Consider the following 24819-nt stretch of genomic DNA (forward strand, 5'->3'; position numbering starts at 1 on the left):
GGGTCTTTCAGCCTTGTCCGTTTGCCGGGTTGTCCAGCGCCGCACTGGCCAGCAGCGTCAGGCACAGGTCTTCGTAGGAAAGCCCGGTGGCGCGCGCCGACATCGGCACCAGAGAATGCCCGGTCATGCCCGGCGAGGTGTTGATTTCCAGCAGGTACGGCTTGCGCGTCCTGCCGTCGATCATCACGTCGGCCCGGGCCCAGCCGCGGCAGTCCAGCGTCCGGAAGGCCTTGAGCACCAGCGCCTGGATGGCGGCCTCTTCGCCTTCGGGCAGGCCGCAGGGCACGAGGTATTTCGTGTCGTCGGTGAAGTACTTGTGCTGGTAGTCGTAGTTGCCGTCGGGCGCCACGATGCGGATCACCGGCAGCGCGCGGGCCTCGGCGCCCGTGCCCAGCACCGGGATGGTGACTTCGTCGCCGGCGATGAACTGTTCACACATCACCATCGGGTCCTGGCCCGAAGCCAGCGCGTAGGCGGCGTCGCATTCCGCCAGCGTCAGGACCTTGCTCAGGCCGATGGTGGAACCCTCGCGCACCGGCTTCACGATCATGTGCGAACCCAGGGCCGCGAAGGCGGCGCGGGTTTCTTCGGCGCTGTGCACCTGGCGCCAGGCCGGGGTGGACAGGCCCTCGGCGATCCAGATGCGCTTGGTCATGAGCTTGTCCATGGCCACCGCCGAAGCCATCACGCCCGGGCCGGTGTAGGGAATGCCCAGCAGCTCCAGCGCGCCCTGCACCGTGCCGTCTTCGCCGAAGCGGCCGTGCAGCGCGATGAAGCAACGCGCAAACCCTTCGCGCTTGAGATCACCCAGATCGCGTTCGGCCGGATCGAAGGCGTGCGCATCCACGCCCTTGGACTGCAGCGCGGCCAGCACGCCCGTGCCCGACATGAGCGACACCTCGCGCTCGGCCGAGCGCCCTCCCATGAGCACGGCCACCTTGCCCAGTGCCTTGACGTCGATATTCACGGTCTTCACCCCTGCGTTCATGTCCTGTCCTTCTGCGCCAGCTCAACCACCTGTCCGGCCACCGCCCCAATGGAGCCCGCGCCCATGCAGAGCACCACGTCGCCGTCGCGCGCGTTGTCCAGCACGGCCTGCGGCATGGCGGCGATGTCGTCCACAAACACCGGCTCCAGCTTGCCCGCCACCCGCAGCGCACGCGCCAGCGAACGACCGTCGGCCGCCACGATGGGCGCCTCGCCCGCGGCGTACACCTCGGCCAGCAGCACCGCGTCGGCCTGGTTGATCACTTTCACGAAATCTTCGAAACAGTCGCGCGTGCGGCTGTAGCGGTGCGGCTGGAAGGCCAGCACCAGGCGACGGTCCGGGAAGGCACCACGCGCCGCGGACAACGTGGCCGCCATCTCCACCGGGTGGTGGCCGTAGTCGTCCACCAGGGTGCAGCTGCCACCCGAAGGCAGGGCCGCTTCGCCGTAGCGCTGGAAGCGCCGGCCCACGCCCTTGAACTCGGCCAGCGCCTGCTGCACCGCCGCGTCGGCGACCCCCAGCTCGACCGCGATACCGATCGCGGCCAGCGCATTGAGCACGTTGTGGTTCCCGGGCAGGTTGAGCACCACGTCCAGGTCGGGCATCTGGATGCCGTTCTTGCGCTGCACGGTGAAGTGCATCTGACCACCCACCGCACGCACGTTCACCGCACGCACCTGGGCGTCTTCCGAGAAGCCGTAGCTGGTGATGGGGCGCGCGATCTGCGGCAGGATCTCGCGGATCGACGGGTCATCCACGCACACCACGGCGGTGCCGTAGAACGGCATCTTGTGCAGGAACTCGATGAACGCGCCCTTGAGCCGGCCGAAGTCGTGGCCATAGGTGTCCATGTGGTCGGCGTCGATGTTGGTGACGACCGAGAGCACCGGCAGCAGGTTCAGGAACGAGGCGTCGGATTCGTCGGCCTCGACCACGATGTATTCACCCGAACCCAGTTGCGCGTTGGCGCCCGCGCTGTTGAGGCGGCCGCCGATCACGAAGGTCGGGTCCAGGTTCGCGGCGGCGAGCACGCTGGCCACCAGGCTGGTAGTGGTGGTCTTGCCGTGCGTGCCGGCGATCGCCACGCCTTTTTTCATGCGCATCAGCTCGGCCAGCATCACGGCGCGTGGCACCACCGGCACCAGCTTGGCGTGCGCGGCGATCACCTCGGGGTTGTCGTCCTTCACCGCGGTGGAGGTGACGATGGCGTCGGCCCCGCCGATGTGGGCCGCATCGTGGCCGATGAACACCTCGGCGCCCAGCGCCACCAGCCGGCGCGTGACCGTGCTCTCGCCCAGGTCGCTGCCGGAGATGCGGTAACCCTGGTTGAGCAGCACCTCGGCGATGCCGCTCATGCCGCTGCCGCCGATGCCGACGAAGTGAATATGGCGAATGGCGTGTTTCATGACGGTTGTACTTTCGCGAGTTGCTCGCAGGCGGACACCACGGCCGCCACGGCTTCTGTCTTTTCCATCTGCTTGGCCTTGCCGGCCATCTCCATCAGTTGTTCGCGCTGCAGCGTCTGCAGCTTCATCGCCAGCGAGGCCGGCGTGAGTTCGGTCTGCTGCACCAGCCAGGCGCCACCGGCATCCGTCAGGAAGCGGGCGTTGGCGGTCTGGTGGTCGTCCACCGCGTGCGGGAACGGCACGAACAGCGCCGCCGCGCCCACCGCGGCGATCTCGGTGACAGTGCTGGCGCCGGCCCGGCAGACGATCAGGTCGGCGTCGGCAAACGCCTGTGCCGTGTCATCGATGAAGGGCGTGAGTTCGGCCAGCACACCGGCCGCCGTGTAGTTGGCGCGCAGCGCCTCGATCTGCTTTTCGCCGCTCTGGTGAATGACCTGCGGACGCTGGGCCGAGGGAATGAGCGCGAGGGCCTGCGGCACCGTGTCGTTGAGCGCCTTGGCGCCCAGGCTGCCACCCACCACCAGCAGGCGCAAGGGGCCGCTGCGTCCGGCAAAGCGCTCGGCGGGCACCGGCTGGCGCAGGAATTCGGCGCGCAGCGGGTTGCCCACCCATTCGGCTTTCTTGAAGACGTTGGGAAAAGCGGTGAACACCCGGTCAGCGACGCCGGTGAGCACCTTGTTGGCCATGCCGGCCACCGAGTTCTGCTCGTGCAGCACCAGCGGCTTGCCGAGCAGCGTGCCCATCATGCCGCCGGGGAAGGTGATGTAGCCGCCCAGGCCGACCAGCACGTCGGGCTGGACGCGGCGCACCACCTGCAGCGCCTGCCAGAAAGCGCGCAACAGGCGCAGCGGCAGCAGGAACAGCGTTTTCACGCCTTTGCCGCGCACGCCGCCGAAATCGACCAGCTCCAGCGGGAAGCCGCGCGGCGGCACCAGCCGGCTCTCCATGCTGCCGGGTGCGCCCAGCCAGTGTACGCGCCAGCCGCGCTCACGCAAGGCTTCGGCCACGGCCAGACCGGGGAAGATGTGGCCACCGGTGCCGCCGGCCATGATGAGGGCGCAAGGCGTCTTGCTCATGACCGCCCACCTTTCATCAACTGTCTGTTCTCGTAGTCGACGCGCAGCACGATGGCCAGGGCGGTGAGTTCGAGCAGGATGGCGGATCCGCCGTAGCTCATCAGCGGCAAGGTCAGGCCCTTGGTCGGCAGGGCACCGAGGTTCACACCGATGTTGATGAAGGCCTGGAAACCCATCCACAGGCCCACGCCTTGCGCCACGAGGCCGGCGAACACCTGGTCGAGCGCGATGGCCTGGCGGCCGATGTGCATGATGCGGCGCGTGAGCCAGAGGAACAGACTGATCACGACCAACACCCCGATCAGGCCGAACTCTTCCCCGATCACCGCGAGCAGGAAGTCGGTGTGGGCCTCGGGCAGCCAGTGCAGCTTCTCGACACTGCCGCCCAGACCGACGCCAAAGATCTCGCCACGCCCGAAGGCGATCAGCGAGTGCGAGAGCTGGTAACCCTTGCCCAGCGCATGCTCCATGCTCCAGGGGTCGAGGTAGGCAAACACCCGCTGGCGCCGGAACTCGCTGGTCATGACCATGACCGCGAACGCGCCCACAACCACCAGCGCCATCAGGAAGAACATGCGCGCGTTGACGCCGCCGAGGAACAGGATGCCCATGGCGATGACCACGATCACCATGAAGGCGCCCATGTCTGGCTCGGCCAGCAGCAGCATGCCGACCACGCCCACGGCCACCGCCATCGGCGCCACGGCGCGGAAGAAGCGCTCCTTGACGTCCATCTTGCGCACCATGTAGTCGGCGGCGTAGAGCAGCACCGCGAGCTTGGCCAGCTCGGAGGGCTGGAAGTTCATGATGCCCAGCGGAATCCAGCGCCGGGCGCCGTTCACACCCTTGCCGATGACGGGGATCAACACCAGCACCAGCATCAGCAGCGCCACGGCGAACAGCCAGGGGGCGAGTTTTTCCCAGGTGCGCAGCGGGAACTGGAACGCCATCAGCGCGGTCACGAGACCGATGAGGATGGAGAAGCCGTGGCGCACCACGAAGTGCGTGTGCGCGTAGTTGGCGAAGCGCGGGTTGTCGGGCAAGGCGATCGAGGCCGAATACACCATCACCAGCCCCCAGGCCATCAGCGCCACTGCGACCCAGAGCAGCGGCTGATCGAACCCGAGTTCACGCACCGGACCCTGGCGCGTGCCCGCGTAGGTGCGGTTGGACAGGCGCACCGGCAGACCATCGCCGCCCGCCGGGCCCAGGCCCACCAGACGCGGCAGCAGTCCGCCCATGGCGGCGCGCAGACCGCTCAAGGTGTTGTGCAGGCGCGTGCTCACAGCCCGCCCTCCAGTTCCACGCCCTGTTCATGGGCGAGCTCGGCGACCGCCTCGACGAAGACCGCGGCGCGGTGCTTGTAATCCTTGAACATGTCCAGGCTGGCGCAGGCGGGTGACAGCAACACCGCATCGCCCGACAACGCCTGCTGCGCCGCCAGCGCGACGGCCCCGGGCAGGCTGCTGGCGTCCAGCAGGGGAATGCCGGCTTCTTCGACGGCCTGCGCCACCTGGCCACGGAGGGTCGCCGCGTCGCGACCGATCAGCAGCACGGCGCGGGCGTGGCGGGCCAGTGGCGCAGCCAGTGGCGAAAAATCCTGCCCCTTGCCGTCACCCCCGAGGATCACGACCAGGCGCCGGTCGGCACCCAGGCCGTTGATGGCGGCCAGCGTGGCGCCCACGTTGGTGCCCTTGCTGTCGTCGAAGTACTCGACCCCGTTGATGATGGCCACCGGCTCCACGCGGTGCGGCTCGCCGCGGTACTCGCGCAGGCCGTGCAGCATCGGACCCAGTGGCGCGCCGGTGGAGATGGCCAGCGCGAGCGCGGCCAGCGCGTTGGCCGCGTTATGGCGGCCGCGGATGCGCAGGGCGTCCACCGGCATCAGGCGCTGGAAGTAGATCTCCTCCTCTTCGTCCGCCGCACGGCCCCGTTTGCGGGTTTCGTCCAGCGCGAGCGCGCGCACCAGCCAGGTCATGCCGTTGACCGACTCGATGCCCCAGTCGCCGGGGCGTGTGGGCACCTCCAGGCCGAAGGTGGCGTAAGGCCGGGCCGGCTGCTGGCGGTTGCGGCCGCCGACCTTCACGGTCACGTTGCCCGGCTTCATGGCCATGACCTGGGCGTCGTCGCGGTTCAGCAGCATCAGCGCCCGCGCGCCGTACACCGCGGCCTTGGCCTGCGCGTAGGCGGCCAACGAACCGTGCCAGTCCAGGTGGTCTTCGGTGATGTTGAGCACGGTGGCCGCCGTGGGCACGCTGTCCCAGGCGCCCCCGGCGGTGCCGTCGAGCTGGAAGCTGGAGAGTTCAAGCACCCAGACGAGGGGCAGGTGCGGGGGCGGTGGGGGCTCGATGGGTGGCGGCACCAGCATCAACGGCGCGTCATCGTCTTCGCCCGGAACCGACAAGGGCTCTTCTGCGTCAGCGGGCAACAATTCGTCCTGGCTTTCCAGCACGGGCCGGGCACCTTCTTCGACGGGCGCTGGCTCAGAAACGTCCCCGGCAGGCAACAGCGCCAACGGTTCGGCGGCGGGCTGTGCGTCCAGCCTGTCCTGCTCGGCCTGTTGTGCCGCTTCGGCTTCCGCCCGTTCGGCGGCCTCGGCCTGCGCTTCGGCGTCCAGCGCCGCGCCCAGCACGTCCAGCAGCGCCGGGCCGATGTTGCCGGCCACAGCAACGTTCAGGCCACAGCGCTGCAGCAGCAGGCCGGTGAGCGAGGTCACGGTGGTCTTGCCGTTGGTGCCGGTGATGGCCAGCACCTGGGGCTTGTAAGGCAGGCGCTCGCGCGTCGACAGGTCCTGCAGCGCCTGCGCAAACAGGTCGAGTTCGCCGACGAAGGCGGCACCGTGCTGCTGCGCCCAGGCGCGTGCCGGTGCCAGCTGTTCGGGCGGCAGGCCGGGGCTGCGCGCGATCACGTTCCAGGGCTGGCGCACCAGCAGGCTGTCGTCAAAAGGGCCGGCGACAAAAGCCGCCTGCGGGCACTCGGCGCGCAAGGCCGCCAGCGAAGGCGGGTTCTCGCGCGTGTCGGCCACCGTCACCACCGCCCCTTGGCGCACGCACCAGCGCGCCATCGCCAGGCCGGAGATGCCCAGGCCCAGGATGAGAACTTGTTGGTCTTTCAGGTGGTTCATCGCAGTTTCAGGGTCGAGAGGCCCACCAGGCACAGCAGCATGGTGATGATCCAGAAACGGACCACGACCTGCGTCTCCTTCCAGCCCTTTTTCTCGAAGTGGTGGTGCAGCGGCGCCATCTGGAACAGGCGACGGCCCTGGCCGAAGCGGCGCTTGGTGTATTTGAAATAGCTCACCTGCAGCATCACCGACAGCGCCTCCACCACGAAGATGCCGCCCATGATGGCGAGCACGATTTCCTGGCGCACGATGACGGCGATGGTGCCCAGCGCGCCACCCAGCGCGAGCGCGCCCACGTCGCCCATGAAGACCTGCGCGGGGTGGGTGTTGAACCACAGGAAGGCCAGACCGGCACCGGCCATGGCGGCGCAGAAAATCAGCAGTTCGCCCGCCCCGGGAATGTGCGGCAGCAGCAGGTAGCGCGAGAACACGGCGCTGCCGGTCACGTAGGCGAACACGCCGAGCGCCGACCCCACCATCACCACCGGCATGATCGCCAGGCCGTCCAGCCCGTCGGTGAGGTTCACCGCGTTGCTCGACCCCACGATCACCAGGTAGGTCATGACCACGAAGCCGAACACACCCAGCGGGTAGGCCACTTCCTTGAAGAAGGGCACCATCAGGCCGGCGCGCGGCGGCAGTTCGAGCGTGAAGCCCGAGGCCACCCAGTTGAAGAACAGCTGCAGCACGCGCAGGTTGCTGGTTTCGGCCACGCTGAAGGCCAGGTAGAACGCGGCCACCAGACCGATCACCGACTGCCAGAAATACTTCTCGCGCGAGCGCATGCCCTCGGGGTCCTTGTGGACCACCTTGCGCCAGTCGTCCACCCAGCCGATGGCGCCGAAGCCCAGCGTCACCAGCAGCACGATCCAGGTGAAGCGGTTGGACCAGTCGAACCACAGCAGCGTGGACAGGGCGATCGCAAACAGGATCAGCACACCACCCATGGTGGGCGTGCCGCCCTTGCTGATGTGGCTCTGCATCGCGTATTCGCGGATCGGCTGACCGATCTTGAGTGCAGCGAGGCGGCGGATGAAAAACGGACCCGCCACCAGACCGACGATGAGCGCGGTGAGCGCGGCCATCACGGCGCGGAAGGTCAGGTACTGAAAGACCCGCAGGAACCCGAATTCGGGTCCGAGGTTCTGCAGCCATTGGGTCAGGCTAAGCAGCATGGGTGGAATCCTTTTGTTCTTGTTGCACGGGCGCGGTCAGGGCCAACAGGCCCTGCACCACGCGCTCCATGCGCATGAATCGAGAGCCCTTCACCAGCACGCTGCGCACCGCGGGCGCAGGCGTGGCCGCGACCAGGGCGCTCGCATGCGCGGCCAGGGCGGGCACGTCGCTCCAGTGGGTGGGGGCGTTTTCGCCGGCGGCGTTCAGGGCGGTGACGGCCTGCTGCATCCAGTCGCCTGCGCAGTGCACGGCCTCGATGCCACTGGCCTGCGCCAGGCGCAACACTTCGAGATGAAAGGCGAGGCCCTGCTCCCCCACCTCGCCCATGTCGCCCAGCACCAGCAGGCGCGGGCCGGGCAGTTCGGCCAGCACCTGGATGGCCGCGACCACGGAATCGGGGTTGGCGTTGTAGGTGTCGTCGATCAGGGTGACATGGCGGTCCGGCAGCGCCAGCGAGAGCGCGCGCGAGCGGCCACCCACAGGTTCGAATGCATCCAGCCCGCGTCCGATGTCGGCGAGCGACACACCCGCCGCCAGCGCACAGGCCGCCGCCGCCAGGGCGTTGCGCACGTTGTGCCGGCCGGCGATGCGCAGGCGGCAAGCCTGCTCGCCCGACGGCGTGGTGAAGCGCAATGCCCAGGCACCGTCCAACCAGTCGGTGCTGAGCGCGCGCACATCGGCGGCCGCATCGCTGTCGCTGAAGGTCAGCACGCGCTGCCCTGCGGCCAGTTCGCGCCAGACCCAGGTGTATTCGTCGTCGCTGGGGAACACGGCCACACCACCACTGCGCAGGGCCGCGATCACCTGCCCGTTTTCGCGCGCCACGGCTTCGACCGTGCCCATGAACTCCTGGTGCTCGCGCTGGGCGTTGTTGACCAGGGCCACCGTGGGCTGGGTCAGCGCGGCCAGGTAGGCGATTTCGCCCGGGTGGTTCATGCCCAGTTCGATCACAGCCAGCCGGTGCGTCTCGCGCAGGCGCAGCAGCGTGAGCGGCACGCCGATGTCGTTGTTCAGGTTGCCTTGCGTGGCGTGGGCGGCATCGCCAGCCGCGGCGCGCAGGATGGCCGCGACCATCTGCGTCACCGTGGTCTTGCCGTTGCTGCCGGTCACGGCGATCAGCGGCAGGCTGAACTGCTCGCGCCACAGACGGGCCAGCTCGCCCAGCGCCAGGCGCGTATCGGGCACCTCGACGCCCGGCAGGCCGGCAGCCGCCAGGCCACTGTGAGCGATGGCGGCCACGGCACCGGCAGCGCGCGCCTGCGGCAGAAAATCGTGCGCATCGAAGCGCTCGCCTTTGAGGGCCACAAACAGGTCCCCCGGCTGCAGGCTGCGGGTGTCGGTGTGCACGCGCAGGACGGCCGCACCGTGCGCTCCCACGGCACGGGCGCCACCGAGTTGCAGCATCAGCTGGTTCAAGTTCTTCATGCGCAAGCTCCCGGCGCTGCGGCGCGCTGGACAAGCGCCTCGCGCGCTTGCACCAGATCGGAGAACGGTTTTTTCACACCCATCACGTCCTGGTAGTCCTCGTGGCCCTTGCCCGCGATCAGCACCACGTCCCCCGCATCGGCACGCTGCACCGCCAGCGTGATGGCCGCGGCCCGGTCGGCCTCGATCAGCGCTTTTGTCGGGTCGGACAGTCCGGCCACCATCTGTTTCAGGATGACCAGCGGGTCTTCGGTCCGGGGGTTGTCGCTGGTCAACACCACGTGCTGCGCCTCGCGCTCGGCCACGGCGGCCATGAGCGGGCGCTTGCCGGCATCGCGGTCGCCGCCGCAACCCGCCACCGCCCAGAGGGCACCGCCGCGCTGCTGCGCCAGCGGCTGTAGCGCCTGCAAGGCTTTTTCCAGCGCATCCGGCGTGTGGGCGTAGTCCACCAGCACCAGCGGCTGGCCCGCTGCGGCCGCCACCTGCTCCATGCGGCCTGGCACCGGTGTGAGCGCGTCACAGGCACGCACCGCATCGGCCAGCGACACACCGAGCGCGCGGGCGGAGGCCAGCACACCCAGCAGGTTGGACACGTTGTACAGGCCGACCAGCGGCAGGCTCAAACCATGGGACTCGACCACATCACCCGTTGCGTCACGCTCGCCCACGGTCAAGCGCATGCCGTGGTCGGTGAACCCGATGTCGCGCGCGAAGACCCGCGGAACGCCTGAACCGCCCACGGCCTCGATGCCCACCGTCCAGAGATCCAGACCCCTGCCCCGCAGCAAGGACGCCAGCGAGGCGCCCTGTGGATCGTCGAGGTTCAGCACCGCATGGGCCAGACCCGGCCAGTCGAACAGGGCGGCCTTGGCGGCCCAGTAGTCGGCCATGCTGCCGTGGAAGTCCAGGTGGTCCTGCGTGAAATTGGTGAAGACCGCGACACGGATCTGGGTCGCGTTGAGGCGGCCCTCGATCAGGCCGATGGAAGAGGCTTCGATGGCGCAGGCTTTCAGTCCCGCGTCCACCATGCCCCGCAGGCGCGCCTGCAGCAGCACCGGGTCGGGCGTGGTCAGGCCGGTGGGCACCAGGGCATGACCCTCGTCGCCCGCCAGCGGCGGCTGGCCAATGCCCAGGGTACCGACCACCGCGCAAGGCCGGCCCACCGCCGACAGCAGCTGGGCCATCCACCAGGCGCTGGAGGTCTTGCCGTTGGTGCCGGTGAAAGCCACCACGTCGAGCACCGCGCTGGGCTCGGCATAAAACGCGCTCGCGATCGGACCCGCTTGCGCCTTGAGCCCGGGCACAGCCGCCACACGCTCGTCATCGAAGTCGAAGGCTTCCACGCCTTCGCGCTCGACCAATACCGCCGCAGCCCCCGCCTGCAGCGCCCCCGCCACATAGCGGCGTCCGTCGGTGGCGGCACCGGGCCAGGCCACGAAGCCATCGCCCGGCTGCACACGGCGGCTGTCGCAATCCAGATGACCGCGCACGCGCTCGCGCAGCCAACCCGCCACGGCCTGGGGATGCTGGATCGTCTGCATCAGAACGACTCCTCCACGATCTCGGTCACGATCTGCGGCTTGACGTTCATGTCGGGCTGCACACCCAGGATGCGCAGGGTCTGCTGCACCGTTTCGCTGAACACCGGGGCTGCGACCAGACCTCCGAAGTACTGTCCGTTGCTGGGCTCGTCCACCATCACCGCCACCACGATGCGCGGCGCTTCCACCGGCGCCAGACCGACAAAGAAGCTGCGGTACTTCTTGGCCGCATAGCCCTTGCCTTCCTGCTTGTGGGCCGTGCCGGTCTTGCCGCCCACCGAATAGCCCATGGTCTGGGCCTGGGGCGCAGTACCGCCGGGGCCGGTGGCCATTTCCAGCATCTTGCGCACGGCCACCGTGTTTTTTTCGCTGAACACCCGCACACCGGTGGCCGGTGTCTCGGCCTTGAGCAGCGTGACCGGGATCAGCTCGCCATCGCGCGCGAAGATGGTGTAGGCCTGCGCCAGCTGGAACAACGACACGGAGAGCCCGTAGCCGTAGCTCATGGTCGCCTGCTCGATCGGGCGCCAGGTCTTGTAGGGGCGCAGGCGTCCACTCACCGCGCCGGGGAAGGGCACATGGGGTTTCTGGCCGAAACCCGCCTGGGCAAAAATTTCCCACATCTCGCGTGGATGCATCTGCATGGCCATCTTGACGGTGCCCACATTGCTCGATTTCTGAATGATCTCGTTGACCGTCAGGATGCCGTGCGGGTGGGCGTCGCCGATGCTGGAGCCCCCGATCATGATGCGGCCGGGCGCGGTCTGTATCTGGGTCTCCGGCCGGACCAGTCCCTTGTCCAGCGCCAACCCGGCGATGAAAGGCTTCATCGTGGAGCCGGGTTCAAAGCTGTCGGTCAGCACGCGGTTGCGCAACTGTTCACCGCTGAGTCTGGCGCGCCGGTTCGGGTCGTAGCTCGGGTAGTTCGCCAGCGCCAGGATTTCACCGGTCTGGGTGTCCAGCACCACCACGCTGCCTGCCTTGGCTTTGTGCGCGAGCACCGCGTCACGCAGCTTCTGGTAAGCGAAATACTGCACCTTGCTGTCGATGGAGAGCTGCAGGTCGGGACCGTCCACCGGTGGCACGACATCGCGCACGTCCTCGACCACGCGGCCCAGGCGGTCCTTGATCACCCGGCGCGAACCGTTGCGGCCCGACAGCTGCTTGTTGAAGGCCAGCTCCACGCCCTCCTGCCCCCGGTCTTCCACGTTGGTGAAACCCACCACATGGGCCGCGGCCTCGCCTTCGGGATACTGGCGCTTGTATTCGCGGGTCTGGTAGATGCCCTTGATGCCCAGCGCGGCGATTTCCTTGGCCAGGGGCTCGTCCACCTGGCGCTGGACCCAGACAAAGGTCTTGTCCTCGTTGGCCAGTTTTTTCTTCAACTCGGAAAAGGGCTGACCCAGCAGCTTGGCCAGGGTCTTGAGCTTCGGGTCGGCCTTGTCCACGTCCTCGGGAATGGCCCAGAGGCTCTGCGCCACCACGCTGGTCGCCAGGATCAGGCCGTTGCGGTCGAGCACGCGGCCCCGGTTGGCCGGCAGTTCCAGCGTGCGCGCGAACCGTACCTCACCCTGGCGCTGGAAAAAGTCGTTGCCGAACACCTGCACATACGCCGCGCGAGCGCCCAGGCCGACGAACGCCAAAGCCAGCGCCGCGACGATGAACTTGCTGCGCCAGACCGGTGTCTTGCTCGCCAGCAGGGGACTGGCGCTGTAGTTGATGCTGCGGCTGCCGCGCGGGCTCATGGCCGGACCTCCTGCCCTGCCGCGACCGAAGGGGCCTCATGCAAGCTCACGTACTCCGTGATACCGGGATTGACCGGCCGCATCTTCAACTGCCGTGTGGCGATCTGCTGCACGCGCGCCGAGGTGGCCTGTGCCTGCTTCTGCACACGCAGCTGTTCGTGGTCGGCTTCGAGCCGACGCGCCTGCGACTGGGCCCGGTCCACCGCGGTGTAGAGCCGGCGAAACTCGTACTGGGTGTGCACCAGATAAAAGGCGCTCACCATCACCGCGGCCAGCAGCATCAGGTTCAGGCGGATCATGAACGGCCCCTCTCGCTCATACCGGCGCCTCCGTGCGTTCGGCCACGCGCATCACGGCGCTGCGCGAACGCGGGTTGCCCTGCACCTCGGCCTCCGAAGGCATCACGCGGCGCACCCGGACCAACTGCATCTCGGCCGGCTCGGCAAAGGGCACGCGGCGGTCCACCACGGCGCGCGAGTGGCGCGCCATGAACTGCTTGACCATGCGGTCTTCCAGCGAATGGAAGCTGATCACGACCAGTTGACCTCCGGGACGCAAGACATGCAGGCTGGCCTCTAGCGCTTGTTGCAACTCTTCAAGCTCGGCGTTGATGAAAATCCGAAAAGCCTGAAATGTGCGCGTTGCAGGGTCCTTGCCCGGCTCGCGGGTTTTGACCGCGCCAGCCACGACTTCGGCCAACTCGCGGGTGGTTCGAAGAGGGCCCCGTTCCTGTCGGCGACGATCAATCGCCTTTGCAACCTGTTGAGCAAACCGTTCTTCGCCATATTCACGTATCACCTCCGCGAGGGTGGAGACTTCGGCCGTTTCCAGCCACTGAGCCACGCTCTGGCCGCGCGTGGTGTCCATGCGCATGTCCAGAGGTCCATCGTGACGAAAAGAAAAACCCCTTTCGGGGTCGTCGATCTGGGGCGAACTCACGCCCAGATCCATCAGCACCCCGTCCGCCGTGCTGACCCCCAGTTCGCCCAGATGGCAGAAACCCTGGTGCCGGATGGAAAAGCGGCCATCGCTGGCCGCCAGTTCCTGCGCAGCCGCCACGGCTTGCGGGTCCTTGTCGAACGCCGTGAGGCGCCCGCTCGCTGACAGCTTCTCCAGGATCAGGCGCGAGTGCCCGCCCCGCCCGAACGTGGCGTCGACATAGTGGCCGTCCGGCTGGATGCCCAAGGCGTCGACAGCCTCGTGCAGCAGAACCGTCTGGTGTTGCCATGTGTCTTGAACCATGGGGCCTCAGAACGAGAAATCCTTGAGCACATCGGGCATCTCGGCCTGCATCGCTTCGGCCTCCTTGGCGGCGTAGGTCGGGGCATCCCACAGTTCCAGGTAGGAACCCATGCCCAGCAACACGGCGTCTTTGGCAATGCCGGCGGCGGCACGCAATTCGGGCGAAACCAGCACGCGACCCGACGCGTCCATCTCGACGTCCATCGCATTGCCCAGGAAAATGCGCCGCCACCATTGCGCATCCATGGGCAAGGCGGCGATGCGGGCACGGAACTTTTCCCACTCGTCGCGAGGGAATACCATCAGGCAACCGTGCGGGTGCTTGGTGATCGTGAGTTGACCGGCGGCCGTGCCCAGGGCGTCACGGTGCCGGGTCGGCATGGAGAGCCGACCCTTGGCATCGAGACTGAGAGAGGAAGCACCCTGGAACACCGTGATCAGCCCTTGGAAAACACTTTTCACCACTTAATTGCACTTTTTTCCACTTTATCAGGAATTCAAGCGCATGCAAGCCGGCGGCTGAAAAATTTCTCCAATAAAATCAAGCACTTAGAACACATTTTGAAGCATTTATTGCTCAAAAATGCAGCAAAAGCAAGCACTTACGAGCGCCTCTGCATGTGATGCTTGAAAGCCCTGTTACACCCAGGGATTCCCGACGGACGGAATGGGCGGCGTGAGGCAGGCCCGGCGCCGTTGGTCGGTCGCTCACCACCCACACGAAAAAAACCGCGGTCGCCGGGCGGGCGAACGCGGTTTCGTGGGCTCCGTGGACCTTAGAGGATGTAGCGGGATAGGTCCTCATTGCGGCTGAGCTCGCCCAGACGACCATCCACGTAGGCCGCATCCACCTGGACCGTCTGCCCCTGCAGCCCGGTGGCACCGAAACTCACTTCGTCCAGCAGGTGCTCCATCACCGTGGCCAGACGGCGCGCGCCGATGTTCTCGGTGCGCTCGTTCACGTCGCAGGCAATCTGCGCCAGGCGACGGATGCCTTCGGGCGTGAACTCCAGCGTCACGCCTTCGGTGGCCAGCAGGGCCTGGTACTGGCGCACCAGCGAGGCATGGGTCTGGGTCAGGATGGCTTCAAAATCGTCCACCGACAGCGACTGCAACTCGACCCGGATCGGAAAACGCCCCTGCAGCTCGGGAATCAGGTCGCTCGGCTTGGACAGGTGGAACGCGCCGCTGGCGATGAACAGGATGTGATCGGTCTTGACCATGCCGTATTTGGTGGACACGGTCGTGCCCTCCACCAGCGGCAGCAGGTCGCGCTGCACGCCCTGGCGCGACACCTCGGCGCCACCCGTATCGCTGCGCGAGGTCACCTTGTCGATCTCGTCGATGAAGACGATGCCGTTCTGCTCGGCGTTGTGCAGAGCGCGCACCTTGATCTCTTCCTCGTTGACCAGCTTGCCCGCTTCTTCGTCAACCAGGAGCTTCATCGCTTCGGCGATCTTGAGTTTGCGCGAGCGGCGCTTGTCCTGCCCCATCTGGCTGAACATGCCGCGCAACTGCTCGGCCATGTCTTCCATGCCGGCGGGCCCCATGATTTCCATCGTGGGGCGAGGCTCCGCCAGCTCGATCTCGATCTCCCGGTCATCGAGCTGTCCTTCGCGCAGCTTCTTGCGAAAGCTCTGCCGTGCGGTGCTCTCGGGAACGGCCACCGGCTCGGCGCCGGTGCTGCGCGGTGGCGGCAACAAGGCATCGAGGATGCGCTCCTCGGCCGCGTCTTCGGCACGCACACGCTGGCTGCGCATCTCGACTTCGCGCGTCTGCTTGACGGCGATCTCGGCCAGGTCGCGGATGATGGCGTCCACGTCCTTGCCCACGTAGCCCACCTCGGTGAATTTGGTGGCTTCGACCTTGATGAAGGGCGCATCGGCGAGTCGTGCCAGCCGGCGCGCGATTTCGGTCTTGCCGACACCGGTGGGGCCGATCATCAGGATGTTCTTGGGCGTGATCTCGGGCCGCAGCTTCTCGTCCACCTGCTGCCGGCGCCAGCGGTTGCGCAGCGCGATGGCCACGGCGCGCTTGGCGCCCTTTTGCCCGATGATGAAGCGGTCGAGTTCGGAGACGATCTCCTGGGGGGTCATTGAAGACATGCGTTCGCTCAATCCAGGGTTTCGATCGTGTGGTTCATGTTGGTGTAGATGCAGATCTCGCCCGCGATCGCGAGCGATTGCCGCACCACCTCTTCGGCACTCAGGGCCGTGTGCTGCGTCAGGGCACGGGCAGCGGCCTGGGCGTAGGCGCCCCCCGAACCGATGGCAACCACGCCGTGTTCGGGCTCCAGCACGTCGCCATTGCCGGTGATGATCAGCGCGGCGCTGTGATCGGCAACGGCCAGCATGGCTTCCAGGCGGCGCAACACCCGGTCGGTGCGCCAGTCGCGCGTCAATTCGATGGCCGCGCGCACCAGGTGACCCTGGTGTTTTTCGAGCTTGGCCTCAAAGCGCTCAAACAGGGTGAAGGCGTCCGCCGTGGCACCGGCAAATCCGGCCAGCACCTTGTCGTGGTAGAGCTTGCGCACCTTGCGCGCCGTGCCCTTGACCACGATGTGGCCCAAGGTGACCTGACCGTCACCGCCGATGGCGACCTGCACACCTTCGGGCGTCTCGCGCCGCACGCAGACGATGGTGGTTCCGTGAAATGATTCCATAGGATAAAGAGATGGGGATGCCCAGAAGGTTCACAAGCCCGGTGGCAGATCGAGGGGGTGTCTTTCCAAGGGCACCGCGGAACCGGCTTCGCCGGGCCGCCAGTGCCGCCCCCTGGGGGGTGACGCCGCAGGCGGCGCGGGGGGATCCAACCTCAGTCGTTCCGCACCACCACTTTGGCGTATTCGGTGATACCGATGACGTGGAAAAAGGCGGACACCAGGCGGTGCGCGTCCACGAACTGGATCATGCGCCCTTCGGCATGGTGGCCCGAGACCCAGTTGAGCAAGGTGCCTGCCGCGGAAAAATCCACACGGATCAGGTTGCGACAGGAAATGATGAGCACATCGGCGCCCTGCAACCGTTGCTCCAGGGTTTCCAGTGTGGCCTGGGGATCGCCCCGGATCTCGCCCGACAGCTCCACCAGACCGAGCTGATTCAGCCCGGAGCTCAGACTCTCCATCACGGAGTCTCCCGGGAACACCGACGGCACCTGTTCCAGCACCACTTCGCCCAGCACGGACGAGCCGTTCTCCGGAGATCCGCCCGACAAGGCACGGAAATGGCAGCGCGGCATCTCCCACCCTGGCGGAGACACCTCGTAGGTGACGCAGAAGTCCAGCGCGGTCAACTCGAATTCGTCCGGCCGGTTCATGACCCGCAACACGGCCATGCGCAACTCCCACCAGAGCTGCTCCACATCGCGCCGGCCTGAGGGCGTCATGGACTTGAGCAGATCGCGCAGCGTGCTCGACCCCATGAAGCACAGCTCCACGTCCTGATCACCCCACAGGGTGAAGATGCCCAGCAGCGCACGGGCCGCCTTGACATCGATCGCTTCCAGCGGCTCCCAATCCAGCACCCAGGGCTGGTTGGCCCGCAACAGCACGTTCTGCAAGGTGCCCACCGCGTGCGCATCGAGTTCGGGCTCGCTCGCCCAGACCGCGCGGCCATTGGTCACCGACGGTTTGTAGGCCTTGCCGGTCATGGCCGACACCGCCCCAAGCATGTCCTCCCACTGCGGCGCCGAGCGACCAAAACGGTTCACGAAATCCAGCGCCTGGCTCTCGAACGGCGCCAGTTGGCCAGTGGCCCGGTAGAGGTCGAACAGGGCCAGCCAGTTGTCGAGGCGGTCTTCACCCCCCTGGGCCTCGCCCAGGGTGTCCAGCAAGCCCTGTTCGGCCCCGGCATCGTCGCCGTTGGCGAAACGGATGGCGGCTTCTTCCACCTCCGGATCCTGGGCGATTTCGTGAACGTCCAGCGCAAAGAAATGCGACGCGGAAAAGGCCGGGCCCGATCCGCCCAACTCGCCACGCTGGGTGGGGGCCATCAGGCCGGTGCGCGCGGCGGCCGGCGCCGGCGCCGACGTAGGCGCGTTCGCCGCTGGCACGCTGTCCTCCCGAGGCGCCTGTCCGGTGCGTGTGGCCGTCGTGCTGCCCGCGCCGGGCGCGGGGGGTGGTGGTGGCGCCGGTGAAGTCGTGGCCGGCTCAACCAGGGGGGAGGCTTCGGTCTCGTTGTACTGCGCGGCACGACGCCGGGCCTGGGGATCGACCGAAGCTTCGGATTTCTTGGAAGCGCCCTTGCGATCGAGCGGTGTGCCCCCGGTGCTGTGCGCGCCCGAATTCAGGCTGGAGCTGGTGGTCAGGGAGTCAGGCCCCTTGGTTTTCCACCATTGCATCGACATCTGGGCCTCGATCTCGTCGATCTTCTTGAGCGTCATCGCCCTGTCGTCCGGCTTGGACGGCAGGCTGCTCTGGAAGAACGAGGGACGCACCCCCTGCCCACCGTCGCTGGGACCTTCCCGGCTGCGTATCTTGCGCAGCATGTCGAATTCGCGCTTGCGCACGAAGTCGTTGCGCCGCTTGCGCTCGATCATCTCCTTCAGGGCCGCTTTGCTGTACTCGCTCTCGCGGTCCACACTGCGGGTGTCCAGATCCGACCAGCTCGTGGTCGGATGGCGAACGAACTTCACCACCTTGGACAGGAAGCCGCCGTTGGAGTCGTCCTTGGACATGAAGCTCAGCGTCGAGGGGTTTTGGTTGGTGTCGTGTTTCCGGACCGGGGATCAGTCCCCGAACATCTTCTGCTTGAGTTCGCGGCGCTGCTGGGCTTCGAGCGACAGGCTGGCGGTGGGTCGGGCCATCAGCCGTGCCACGCCGATGGCTTCACCGGTTTCTTCGCAATAGCCATAGTCGCCTGCGTCGATGCGGGCAATCGCCTGCTCGATCTTCTTGAGCAGCTTGCGTTCGCGGTCACGGGTCCGAAGTTCCAGCGCGTGTTCTTCCTCGATGGTGGCGCGGTCCGCCGGGTCGGGAACGACCACGGTGTCTTCCCGCAGGTGTTCGGTGGTTTCGCCGGCGTTGGCCAGCATGTCGGCCTTCAGGAGCGACAGCTTGCGGCGGAAGAACGCCAGCTGCACCTCGTTCATGTACTCGTCGTCGGGCATGGCCTGCACGTCCGGGTCGGTCAGCTGCTCAACCGGCAGGTTCTTCCAGTTGTTGACCCGCTTGGGGTCTTTCTGGATGGAGGATGGCACGGGAGGGGTCATTACGCGTTCGTTCATGGTGGAGAAGGTCGCCTTGACGGCATCGGGTGCGTGGGTGGGAACCACCGCGGCCTGCGTCATCTGCTCCATCATCACCTTTTTGGCCGCGCGCTTGCCCAGAGGGCGAGGCGTTGATTCGACCACAACAGGCGCGGGAGCGGGAGGGGGACGCTTGGCAACAGGCGCCGACGCCACCGGGGCGACGGGCCGGGTGGGCTTGCTGGATGGAGCGGTTGCCGCGGCGACCGCCTTGGTTTCTGACCGGACTTTCGCAGCCGGTGTCACCTTGGTCGGTGTTTTCGCCGCCACGGCTGCCTTGGCTGCCGCGCTCGCGCGGGCGTCCACGGCCTTGAGAGCAACTTTGCCCGCCGTTTTGGCAGCAGGCGCCTTTTTGACGGGCGCAGCCTTCTTGGCGGCCGGCTTGCTGACCACCGAAGGCGCACGCCCTGACTTCGCAGCGGTTTTGGTGGGGGTTTTGGTCACGGCCTTGGCGGGCGCTTTCGGCACGGGTTTTGATGGCACAGCTGGCTTCTTCTGGGTCGACGCCGGCGATACCTGCCCCTTGGCCGCCTTTGTCGCGGTTGGGGTGGTTTTCGCTGTCCTGGTAGCCGGGGCTTTCACAAGGGGTCTCCTCTCAGTGCCTGTCAATGCCTGGACTCTGGGCTGTGCGCTGCCGCCAACCAGCGGCTGCGGCGCGTCACCATACGCCGGCTGCGCCGGCTGCTTTGTTGTTATACCCCGTTTGCGGTCCGACGCCGGACCGCGCGCGGCCCGCAGGCTTGAAGCAGACCTGGCCGGACGCTGGGCGCCCGACTTGGGGCGCGATTGTAACGATGACGGCGTAGTGGGCACTGACATGGCATCCGATCGGAAGCCAAGACGTTGGAGAAGCGAGACAAACAGCACGTTCAGTTCGGATTCTGGGGGTGGAAACGGGCAATCCCCGGCTCACACCAGCGACTGGTCCAGCCCCTGAACCAGGATGTCGCGCGGCAGATCGAGCCCGATGAACACCATCTTGCTCACCCTTGGCTCCCCCTCGGCCCAGGCCGGGCCAAGGTCGCTGCCCATGAGCTGGTGCACGCCCTGGAAGATCACCTTGCGGTCGGTGCCCTGCATGTCGAGAACGCCCTTGTAGCGCAGCATGCGCGGACCGTAGACCTGCACGATGGCGCCCAGGAAATCTTCCAGCTTGGCCGGATTGAAGGGCCGGGTGGCTCGGTAGACGAAGCTTTTCACATCGTCGTCGTGATGGTGGTGGTGACCGTGGCCCTCATGTCCGTGCTGGTGCGAGGGATGGTCACAGGCTTCGCCGTGTTCGTGATCGTGGTGATCGTGTCCATGGTCGTGCTCGTCTTCGACCTTGAGGAAGTCCGGATCGATGTCGAGCTTGGCGTTCAGGTTGAAACCGCGCAGGTCGAACACTTCCTTCAGCGCCACCTCGCCGAAATGCACCGGGCGCATGGGCGCGCGCGGGTTCATGTGTTTCAGGCGGTGAATCAGCGCGTCCAGCTCATCCTTGTCCACCAGATCGGCCTTGCTGATGAAGATCTGGTCGGCAAAGCCCACCTGGCGGCGCGCTTCCTGGCGGTCGTTGAGCTGCTGGGCCGCGTGTTTGGCGTCGACCAGGGTCAGGATGGAATCGAGCAGGTACTGCTCGGCGACCTCGTCGTCCATGAAGAAGGTCTGTGCCACCGGGCCGGGATCGGCCAGGCCGGTGGTCTCGATCACGACGCGGTCGAACTGCAGTTCGCCCTTGCGTTTTTTCTCGGCCAGGTCCTGCAGCGTCGCGCGCAGGTCGTCGCGGATGGTGCAGCAGATGCAGCCGTTGCTCATCTGGATGATGTTTTCCTGCGTGTCGGCGACCAGGATCTCGTTGTCGATGTTTTCTTCGCCGAACTCGTTCTCGATCACCGCGATCTTCTGCCCGTGCGCCTCGGTCAGCACGCGCTTGAGCAGCGTGGTCTTGCCTGAGCCAAGGAAGCCGGTGAGGATGGTGGCGGGGATCAGGGACATGGCGGGAAAAACTCCGGCAACGGGGGAACGGGAACGCGACAGCGGGGGAGTGTATGCGACCTGTTGGTTCTACGCCTTTTTCATCACCACCAGGCCCTTGAGGTATTCGCCTTCGGGGAAGTTGATCGTCATCGGGTGGTCACAAGCCCCGCCCAGGCGCTGCAGGATGGCGCCGTCCACGCCAGCGTCCAGCCCGGCCGAGGCCACGATCTTGTGGAACAGTTCCACCCCGATGCCGCCGGAACAGGAAAAGGTGAACAGCACGCCGCCCGGGGTGAGCAGCTTGAAGGCCTGGCGGTTGAGGTCTTTGTAGGCGCGGGCCGCGCGCTCGGCGTGGGCCGCCGTGGGCGCGAACTTGGGCGGGTCGAGCACGATGGCGTCGAACGTGCGGCCCTCGGCCACGAACTGGCGCAACGAGGTGTTGACGTCGGCATCCATGAAGCTGGCCTGGGCCGGATTCAGCCCGTTGAGCAGCAGGTTGGCGCGCGCCTGCTCCAGCGCCGGGCCGGACGAGTCGATGCTGGTCACGTGCCCTGCCCCGCCCGCCAGCGCGGCCACGCTGAAGCCGCCGGTGTAGCTGAAGCAATTGAGCACCTGGGCAAACCCCAGGCGTTTCGTGTATTCGTACAGTGCCAGGCGGCTGTCGCGCTGGTCGAGGTAGTAGCCGGTCTTGTGGCCGTGTGCGATGTCCAGCCCCAGGCGCCAGCCGTGTTCCTGCAGCTCGAACGCCGTCTCGCCGCTGCCACGCAGCCAGCCAGTGGCTTCCGGCAGGCCTTCGAGCTTGCGGCTGCTGGTGTCGGAGCGTTCGTAGAGGCGCGGACAGCCGGTGAGTCCGATCAGCGCGTCGGCGATGACCGCCTTCCAGCGCTCCACACCGCAAGCGGTGAACTGCGCCACCAGCGTGTCGCCGTAGCGATCCACGATCAGTCCCGGAAGGCCGTCGGACTCGCCGTGCACCAGGCGGATGCCGTTGCTCTGGATTCCCAGACGCGTGCGCAGGGCGATGGCTCGCGCTAGCGTGTCGCTGAAGAAAGCGGCGTCGATGCGTTGCGCCTCGTCAAAGCTCCAGGCCCGCACACGGATGCGCGAGTTTGGCGAGAACGCACCCCAGGCCAGGAACTGCCCCTCGTGGCTCTCAACCCGCACGGTCTCCCCGGCATCGCCGCCACCGCGGGCGACCGCGCCGTCAAACACCCAGGGGTGGCGGCGTTGCAGCGAGCGTTCTTTGCCGGGCTTGAGTCGAATGATTTTCATCTGGATATTGTCTCCCCCCGCGCCGCCTTCGGCGTCACCCCCCAGGGGGCGATGCGAGTGGCCCGGCGAAGCCGGTTCCACCGCATCCTCGAATGAAGTCACCGCGCGCCGGAGAGGCTACGCTTGAGCGAAGGGGAAGTTCGTTCCAGGGCACCGTCGGGCCGGCTTTGCCGGACGACCAGTGCCGCCCCCTTGAGGGGGTGACGCGCCGCTAGGCGCGGCGCGGGGGTGGGTCAGTTCACGGCCGCAGATAGACAAAGCCTTCACGGGCCTGCAAACGGGCCACTTCGGCCACACCCGACGGCACGATCTTGGCTTCCATCGCCACCCGGGCCGGGTCGATCTTGCGCGAGACCAAGGTGTTGTTGCAGACGCGGAACTCCACACCCTTGGCCGCCAGTTCGCCGATGGCGCCGGAAAACGGCTGCTCCATCTGGTTGGTGGCGCCGTCCAGCAGGAAGTCGATGCCCAGGCCATGGGTCACGACCACGATCTTGGCCTTGGGGTCAGCCGCCAGGTGGTTGCGGATGTTGTTGATGGCGCGCGAGGCCTGGGGAATGCCTTCGCTCATGTGGTAGACGGTCTTGATGACGTCGTCGGCCGCCTGCGCCGACAGCGAGGTGGCCATGAGTCCCGCGAGCAGCAGCGACTTGAGGGCAATGAGGAACTTGAACATGGTGGTCTCCAAGGATTAAGAAGCAATTGCTTATAGAGCGATTGTCGGGGCTGGGCCGGCAAATCCTACAGGGATAACCCGGCCCCATCACCCGGGCATCCAGGCCCGGTGCTGCTGGCCGGTCAGCGCCCGGGCTTGCGCGCCGACGCCACCTCCACCGCGGGCGGGCGGGCCGGGCCATCGCCGCCCACATCATCGGCACGCGCCTGCGCCCGCGGGTGGGCCGCGTCGTACACCTGCGCCAGGTGCTGAAAATCGAGCCGGGTGTAGACCTGCGTGGTGCTGATGCTGGCATGCCCCAGCAGCTCCTGAACCGCACGCAGGTCACCGCTGGACTGCAGCACGTGGCTGGCAAACGAATGGCGCAGCATGTGCGGGTGCACCGGCGTGGCCAGGCCCGCCAGCAGCGAGCGGCGCTTGAGCCGCACGCGGATGTGTTGCGGCGTGAGGCGCTGGCCGCGGCTGCCGATGAACAGCGCCGGGTCGTCCTTCGCCCAGTCGCCGCGCAAGGCCATCCACCGATCCAGCGCGGCCAGCGCGGCACGGCCCACCGGCACGCTGCGGCGTTTGGAACCCTTGCCCAGCACGTGCGCCTCACCGGCTTGTGCGTCGATCCAGCCGCGTGCGCTGCCGCTGGCGGTCGCGTCCAGCCCCACCAGTTCACCGATGCGCAGACCGCAGCCGTAAAGCAGCTCGGTGATGCAGCGGTCACGCGCTTCCAATCGCGAGTCGTCGGCCTCTTCCACGTGCGAGGCCAGCTGCACCGATTCGTCCACACCCAGCGCCTTGGGCAGCGGCTTTCCGGCCTTGGGGGCGCGCACGTCCTGCACCGGGTTGTGCGCGATCAGGCCCTGGCGGCCGAGCCAGACGTAGAGGCCACGCCAGCCCGAGAGGATGAGCGCGATCCCGCGCGCGCTGCGCCCGCCGCTGTGCATCTGCGCCACCCAGCGGCGGATGTGGGCGTTCTGCACCTGGCGCAGCGCCACGCCTGCGAGCTGCGCCTGCTGCACCAGTTTTTCAAGGTCTCCGGTGTAGAGCGTCACCGTGCGCTCCGCGAGGCGTTTTTCCACCCGCACATGGGTCAGGTAGGCCCGCACCAAGGCGGCGTCATCGTCGTTGTTGGTGACGTTCATGTGGGTGATCGAACTGCGGCCGGGCCGCCCCAAGGCAGGCCAGCCCCCTCGGGCGGCAGCGCACGGCACGAAGGGACCAGCGTGCGGGTCATGTCCTCAGGCCGTGGCGGCCGGGACCACCGGGCGCAGGCGCGAGAGCGCTGCGCTGGTGAGCTCACCAATGCGCTCCAGGAAATCGGTGCCCATGTCGGCCGAAAAACGCAGGGCGTCCGACGAGGCCAGCACCAGCAGGCCAAAGGCCTGGGGCGCGATCCCGGCGCGCAGGGGAATCAAGGCCAGCGAGGCCGCGGCCGCCGGGTCGCCCAGCCATTGCGCGGCCTCCAGCCCCGGGTTGGCGCCGCAGTAAGGCTGTGTGAGCGACGAGGCGAACGCCATCACGTCTTCGCTGGCGCCCTGGGCATAGGGCTCGGCCGCGAACTCGGGCGCAACGCCCCAGACCTTGATGGCCACCTGCGGCACCAGGAACTGGTCGGCAATGCCACGCGCCGCAACGGCGGGCAGGTCGCTGGCCAGGCGCGTGAGCAAGAGTTCGCGCGTCCAGCGCTGCAGCTTGTCGGCAATGGTCGTGTTTTCCTGGCCGTGGCGGATCATTTCAGCGGCCTTGAGTTCAAGCCCCTTGATCTTCTCGCGCAGCATCTCGGCCTGCCGCTCCTGCAGGCTGACAGCGCGTTTGCCGTGCGGACTGGTGAGCTGCACCGTTCCCAGCACATCGGCGTGGCGCTCGAAGAAGTCCGGCGTGTTGGTCAGGTAGTTGGCGATGTCGTCTTCGGTGATCGGGGGGATGGACTGATGGGTCATGGTGTTCGGTTCGG

Annotated in this window: 21 protein-coding genes; all 21 read right to left on the bottom strand. The window is 67.0% G+C overall.

What is annotated here, in order from left to right; all coding sequences use genetic code 11:
- Window positions 1-7: 7 nt before the first annotated feature.
- Entirely contained in the window at window positions 8-988 is a 981-nt protein-coding gene (locus F3K02_RS00520; protein WP_177132157.1) for a D-alanine--D-alanine ligase, read from the bottom strand.
- Window positions 985-2394, bottom strand: a complete 1410-nt coding sequence (gene murC, locus F3K02_RS00525) for a UDP-N-acetylmuramate--L-alanine ligase (RefSeq protein WP_177132160.1) — start codon at window positions 2392-2394, stop codon at window positions 985-987. Before murC ends, F3K02_RS00520 begins: the two co-directional genes overlap by 4 nt.
- Window positions 2391-3470 carry an undecaprenyldiphospho-muramoylpentapeptide beta-N-acetylglucosaminyltransferase gene (gene murG / locus F3K02_RS00530; protein ID WP_177132163.1) on the bottom strand — a complete coding sequence of 360 codons (1080 nt, stop codon included), beginning with the start codon at window positions 3468-3470 and terminating at the stop codon, window positions 2391-2393. The genes murC and murG overlap by 4 nt, the downstream gene beginning before the upstream one ends.
- A complete protein-coding gene (gene ftsW, locus F3K02_RS00535) occupies window positions 3467-4711 on the bottom strand; it encodes a putative lipid II flippase FtsW (RefSeq protein WP_177132751.1) in 1245 nt (414 codons plus the stop codon). The genes murG and ftsW overlap by 4 nt, the downstream gene beginning before the upstream one ends.
- A gap of 41 nt (window positions 4712-4752) precedes the next feature.
- Window positions 4753-6594 (bottom strand): UDP-N-acetylmuramoyl-L-alanine--D-glutamate ligase, encoded by a 1842-nt coding sequence (murD, locus tag F3K02_RS00540; protein WP_177132166.1) that lies wholly within the window; start codon window positions 6592-6594, stop codon window positions 4753-4755.
- Complete coding sequence (gene mraY / locus F3K02_RS00545) at window positions 6591-7769, bottom strand: phospho-N-acetylmuramoyl-pentapeptide-transferase (protein ID WP_177132169.1); 1179 nt, start codon at window positions 7767-7769, stop codon at window positions 6591-6593. The genes murD and mraY overlap by 4 nt, the downstream gene beginning before the upstream one ends.
- Window positions 7759-9195 carry a UDP-N-acetylmuramoyl-tripeptide--D-alanyl-D-alanine ligase gene (locus tag F3K02_RS00550; RefSeq protein WP_177132172.1) on the bottom strand — a complete coding sequence of 479 codons (1437 nt, stop codon included), beginning with the start codon at window positions 9193-9195 and terminating at the stop codon, window positions 7759-7761. The genes mraY and F3K02_RS00550 overlap by 11 nt, the downstream gene beginning before the upstream one ends.
- Window positions 9192-10736: a UDP-N-acetylmuramoyl-L-alanyl-D-glutamate--2,6-diaminopimelate ligase gene (locus F3K02_RS00555; RefSeq protein WP_177132175.1), complete on the bottom strand. Its 1545-nt coding sequence runs from the start codon at window positions 10734-10736 to the stop codon at window positions 9192-9194. Before F3K02_RS00555 ends, F3K02_RS00550 begins: the two co-directional genes overlap by 4 nt.
- Entirely contained in the window at window positions 10736-12481 is a 1746-nt protein-coding gene (locus F3K02_RS00560) for a peptidoglycan D,D-transpeptidase FtsI family protein (RefSeq protein WP_177132178.1), read from the bottom strand. The genes F3K02_RS00555 and F3K02_RS00560 overlap by 1 nt, the downstream gene beginning before the upstream one ends.
- A complete protein-coding gene (gene ftsL / locus F3K02_RS00565) occupies window positions 12478-12780 on the bottom strand; it encodes a cell division protein FtsL (RefSeq protein ID WP_177132181.1) in 303 nt (100 codons plus the stop codon). The genes F3K02_RS00560 and ftsL overlap by 4 nt, the downstream gene beginning before the upstream one ends.
- Window positions 12781-12796: 16 nt before the next feature.
- The gene (gene rsmH / locus F3K02_RS00570) at window positions 12797-13723 is read right to left on the bottom strand and encodes a 16S rRNA (cytosine(1402)-N(4))-methyltransferase RsmH (protein ID WP_177132185.1); all 927 of its coding nucleotides are present in this window, start codon (window positions 13721-13723) and stop codon (window positions 12797-12799) included.
- 6 nt (window positions 13724-13729) lie between these two features.
- Window positions 13730-14155: a division/cell wall cluster transcriptional repressor MraZ gene (mraZ, locus tag F3K02_RS00575; RefSeq protein WP_177132753.1), complete on the bottom strand. Its 426-nt coding sequence runs from the start codon at window positions 14153-14155 to the stop codon at window positions 13730-13732.
- A gap of 344 nt (window positions 14156-14499) precedes the next feature.
- Entirely contained in the window at window positions 14500-15828 is a 1329-nt protein-coding gene (hslU, locus tag F3K02_RS00585; RefSeq protein ID WP_177132191.1) for an ATP-dependent protease ATPase subunit HslU, read from the bottom strand.
- Window positions 15829-15836: 8 nt separating this feature from the next.
- A complete protein-coding gene (gene hslV / locus F3K02_RS00590) occupies window positions 15837-16385 on the bottom strand; it encodes an ATP-dependent protease subunit HslV (protein WP_177132194.1) in 549 nt (182 codons plus the stop codon).
- A 152-nt stretch (window positions 16386-16537) separates the two neighbouring features.
- Window positions 16538-18397 (bottom strand): STAS domain-containing protein, encoded by a 1860-nt coding sequence (locus tag F3K02_RS00595; RefSeq protein ID WP_177132197.1) that lies wholly within the window; start codon window positions 18395-18397, stop codon window positions 16538-16540.
- A 51-nt stretch (window positions 18398-18448) separates the two neighbouring features.
- Complete coding sequence (gene dksA, locus F3K02_RS27360; RefSeq protein WP_343066930.1) at window positions 18449-19450, bottom strand: RNA polymerase-binding protein DksA; 1002 nt, start codon at window positions 19448-19450, stop codon at window positions 18449-18451.
- 426 nt (window positions 19451-19876) lie between these two features.
- Window positions 19877-20944 (bottom strand): CobW family GTP-binding protein, encoded by a 1068-nt coding sequence (locus tag F3K02_RS00605; RefSeq protein WP_177132200.1) that lies wholly within the window; start codon window positions 20942-20944, stop codon window positions 19877-19879.
- Window positions 20945-21013: 69 nt separating this feature from the next.
- Window positions 21014-22198, bottom strand: a complete 1185-nt coding sequence (locus tag F3K02_RS00610) for a class I SAM-dependent rRNA methyltransferase (RefSeq protein WP_177132203.1) — start codon at window positions 22196-22198, stop codon at window positions 21014-21016.
- A 238-nt stretch (window positions 22199-22436) separates the two neighbouring features.
- Window positions 22437-22874: a DsrE family protein gene (locus F3K02_RS00615; RefSeq protein ID WP_177132208.1), complete on the bottom strand. Its 438-nt coding sequence runs from the start codon at window positions 22872-22874 to the stop codon at window positions 22437-22439.
- Window positions 22875-22996: 122 nt separating this feature from the next.
- Window positions 22997-24007, bottom strand: coding sequence for a tyrosine recombinase XerC (locus F3K02_RS00620; protein WP_177132211.1), 1011 nt, complete (start codon window positions 24005-24007; stop codon window positions 22997-22999).
- Window positions 24008-24103: 96 nt separating this feature from the next.
- Window positions 24104-24805 carry a DUF484 family protein gene (locus F3K02_RS00625; RefSeq protein WP_177132214.1) on the bottom strand — a complete coding sequence of 234 codons (702 nt, stop codon included), beginning with the start codon at window positions 24803-24805 and terminating at the stop codon, window positions 24104-24106.
- Window positions 24806-24819: the final 14 nt, after the last annotated feature.

It is taken from the genome of Hydrogenophaga aromaticivorans, from assembly GCF_013387465.1.
Classification (GTDB): Bacteria; Pseudomonadota; Gammaproteobacteria; order Burkholderiales; family Burkholderiaceae_C; genus Hydrogenophaga; species Hydrogenophaga aromaticivorans.

What these genes read in the sequence shown, in the direction of transcription:
- ftsL (WP_177132181.1), bottom strand. Translation starts at nt 12,780, where the DNA reads ATGATCCGCCTGAACCTGATGCTGCTGGCCGCGGTGATGGTGAGCGCC.
- F3K02_RS00595 (WP_177132197.1), bottom strand. Translation starts at nt 18,397, where the DNA reads ATGTCCAAGGACGACTCCAACGGCGGCTTCCTGTCCAAGGTGGTGAAG.
- F3K02_RS00555 (WP_177132175.1), bottom strand. Translation starts at nt 10,736, where the DNA reads ATGCAGACGATCCAGCATCCCCAGGCCGTGGCGGGTTGGCTGCGCGAG.
- murG (WP_177132163.1), bottom strand. Translation starts at nt 3,470, where the DNA reads ATGAGCAAGACGCCTTGCGCCCTCATCATGGCCGGCGGCACCGGTGGC.
- F3K02_RS00610 (WP_177132203.1), bottom strand. Translation starts at nt 22,198, where the DNA reads ATGAAAATCATTCGACTCAAGCCCGGCAAAGAACGCTCGCTGCAACGC.
- F3K02_RS00620 (WP_177132211.1), bottom strand. Translation starts at nt 24,007, where the DNA reads ATGAACGTCACCAACAACGACGATGACGCCGCCTTGGTGCGGGCCTAC.
- murC (WP_177132160.1), bottom strand. Translation starts at nt 2,394, where the DNA reads ATGAAACACGCCATTCGCCATATTCACTTCGTCGGCATCGGCGGCAGC.
- F3K02_RS00615 (WP_177132208.1), bottom strand. Translation starts at nt 22,874, where the DNA reads ATGTTCAAGTTCCTCATTGCCCTCAAGTCGCTGCTGCTCGCGGGACTC.
- mraY (WP_177132169.1), bottom strand. Translation starts at nt 7,769, where the DNA reads ATGCTGCTTAGCCTGACCCAATGGCTGCAGAACCTCGGACCCGAATTC.
- F3K02_RS00625 (WP_177132214.1), bottom strand. Translation starts at nt 24,805, where the DNA reads ATGACCCATCAGTCCATCCCCCCGATCACCGAAGACGACATCGCCAAC.
- F3K02_RS00550 (WP_177132172.1), bottom strand. Translation starts at nt 9,195, where the DNA reads ATGAAGAACTTGAACCAGCTGATGCTGCAACTCGGTGGCGCCCGTGCC.
- hslU (WP_177132191.1), bottom strand. Translation starts at nt 15,828, where the DNA reads ATGTCTTCAATGACCCCCCAGGAGATCGTCTCCGAACTCGACCGCTTC.
- F3K02_RS00605 (WP_177132200.1), bottom strand. Translation starts at nt 20,944, where the DNA reads ATGTCCCTGATCCCCGCCACCATCCTCACCGGCTTCCTTGGCTCAGGC.
- hslV (WP_177132194.1), bottom strand. Translation starts at nt 16,385, where the DNA reads ATGGAATCATTTCACGGAACCACCATCGTCTGCGTGCGGCGCGAGACG.
- ftsW (WP_177132751.1), bottom strand. Translation starts at nt 4,711, where the DNA reads ATGGGCGGACTGCTGCCGCGTCTGGTGGGCCTGGGCCCGGCGGGCGGC.
- F3K02_RS00560 (WP_177132178.1), bottom strand. Translation starts at nt 12,481, where the DNA reads ATGAGCCCGCGCGGCAGCCGCAGCATCAACTACAGCGCCAGTCCCCTG.
- rsmH (WP_177132185.1), bottom strand. Translation starts at nt 13,723, where the DNA reads ATGGTTCAAGACACATGGCAACACCAGACGGTTCTGCTGCACGAGGCT.
- murD (WP_177132166.1), bottom strand. Translation starts at nt 6,594, where the DNA reads ATGAACCACCTGAAAGACCAACAAGTTCTCATCCTGGGCCTGGGCATC.
- F3K02_RS00520 (WP_177132157.1), bottom strand. Translation starts at nt 988, where the DNA reads ATGAACGCAGGGGTGAAGACCGTGAATATCGACGTCAAGGCACTGGGC.